This is a genomic window from Rhodopseudomonas sp. (assembly GCF_036404135.1).
Classification (GTDB): domain Bacteria; phylum Pseudomonadota; class Alphaproteobacteria; order Rhizobiales; family Xanthobacteraceae; genus Rhodopseudomonas_A.
Genome location: NZ_DASWPE010000159.1, coordinates 1 through 1,983 on the forward strand (window position 1 = coordinate 1; position 1,983 = coordinate 1,983).

The 1,983-nt window shown below is 65.9% G+C and carries 1 protein-coding gene; it reads right to left on the bottom strand.

Features of this window, described 5'->3' with window-relative positions:
• Window positions 1-32: 32 nt before the first annotated feature.
• The coding region (locus VGC77_RS18895) for an AAA family ATPase (RefSeq protein WP_331173105.1) at window positions 33-1,983 on the bottom strand (1,951 nt) is incomplete at its 5' end.

The window sequence follows — 1,983 nt, forward strand, 5'->3', positions numbered from 1 at the left end:
TGTGGCGAAGAGTCGGCGGAAAATAGGATGGGTCAAATTCCGATGCCCCGGCCTCTGCCGAGATCGATGCCGTGGGTGAATGCCAATTCTTGGCCGAGCCGGCGGCCTGTTTCGAACGCGATGCCGAGTTGTTGCTTGCGGCCCGCGAGAATGGATTCAAGCTGCGGATCGCGCTCTAAGCTTTTGGCCATGTCGCCCATCGCCGCCCGCGTGGATTTGTAGCCCGACATGTCGCCGGCCTGATACTGACGCTGGCTGGTCTGATCGAGCTTCTGCCAGCGTTCCACGAAGCGGTCGGCGCGCCGGGCCGGGTCGGTGCGCAGCTCGGTTTCGAGTTGGAGGGCGCGGATCGCGCGGTTGACCTGGCCGCCAGCCGCGTCGCGTACAAGTTCTGGATTTTTCTTGTAGGCGGCTTCAGCGTCATGTGAACCGTAGGGCCGTACCGCCTCGAACTCCTTGCGGGCCTCCTGCAATTCTTTCACTTGCCCGGGACTTGCCTTGCCGCCCATGTCCTGCGCCTCGAAGATCGCGTCTACCGCGCGGGCATGGCGAACGAGCGCTCCGGTACGCATGCGACGCAATTCCTTTTCCGGATCTTCCGCCACCTTCCTTTCCGGCGCCTCGGTTTCGCGCCGCTCGGCTGCCGTAACGCCGCTTTCCCTTTTCGGCGCTTCCCGCTCTGGCCTCCGTTCGCCATCCGAGCCGGGCACATCTTCAGGAAGGCGCAGACCGTCAAACAGACCGCGCAGCTTCTCCGGCACGAGTTTCTGGACGATCTCGGCGACACGCTCGCGGAAGGTGATGCCGCGCCGCTCGGCGTAGCCCTGCACCGGATCGGCGCGATCGTAATCCGACGCCATGTCCTTGGTCCGGTCGCGCGACAGGGTGCGGACCAGCCGGTCCTGACCGGCGAAGTCGTCACGTCCATAATGCAGGTCCATGCCGTCGCGATGTCGCGACAGGGCGACATAGCTGCTATGGGCGTCCATGCCCGGCGTCGCCAGCACATGCGTCCGGTCCACCGTCATGCCCTGCGCCTTGTGGATGGTCGCGGCATAGCCGTGGTCGATGCGGTTGTAGTCCTTCAGGTCGAATTCAACGGAACGGCCATCGTCGATACGCACCGACATGGACTGCGTGCTGACCCGCTCGATGGTCCCGAGCGTGCCGTTCTTCACGCCGAGACTGCGTTCGTTTTGCAGGAACATGACGCGATCCCCGGCGGCGAAGCTGCGCGCGCCGCGTTCGACCGTGAGACGCATATCCTCACCGAGATCGCCCGCTGCCCGCATCCGTTCCCGCGCGCCATCGTTCAGCGCCCGAACCTCGTCGTTGGTGTGGGTGAGGATGATGCGGCTGCGGTCCGGCGATGCCTGCCGGTCGCGGTCCCAGCGGTTGATCAAATCGTCGCGCGCCTGCTCGCGGGACGCCGCCGCATGCAGCATGCCGTTTTTGTCATAAGCCTGGATCGCTGCGCCTGTCTTGCCGGTCGCGAGATCGCGCGTGGCGTCACGCTGCCAATCCTCGCGTTGACGGCGCACCTCGCCGATCGCGACGCCGCCGTGGCGCTCATGAATCGAGCGGAACGCCGCGCCGGCTTCTATTGCTTGCAGCTGTTGCGGATCGCCGACCAGCACCACCTTGGAACCGGCCTCGGCGGCATGGGACAGCACGCGCTCCAACTGGCGCGTGCCGACCATGCCGGCCTCGTCGATCACCAGCACATGGCCCGCGCTGAGCAGGTCGCGGCCCTGGCCCCAGCCATGTTCCATGCTGGCGATGGTGCGGGAGGATATGCCTGATCCGCTTTCGAGATTTTCGGCTGCGATGCCGGACAGCGCCACGCCCCGGACCTCGTAACCCGCCGCCTCCCATGCCTCCCGCGCAACGCCCAGCATCGCGCTTTTCCCCGTTCCGGCATGGCCGACCACGATCCCGAGATCGCGCCCGTCCGTGACATGCGCCAACGCATCGGCCTGCTCG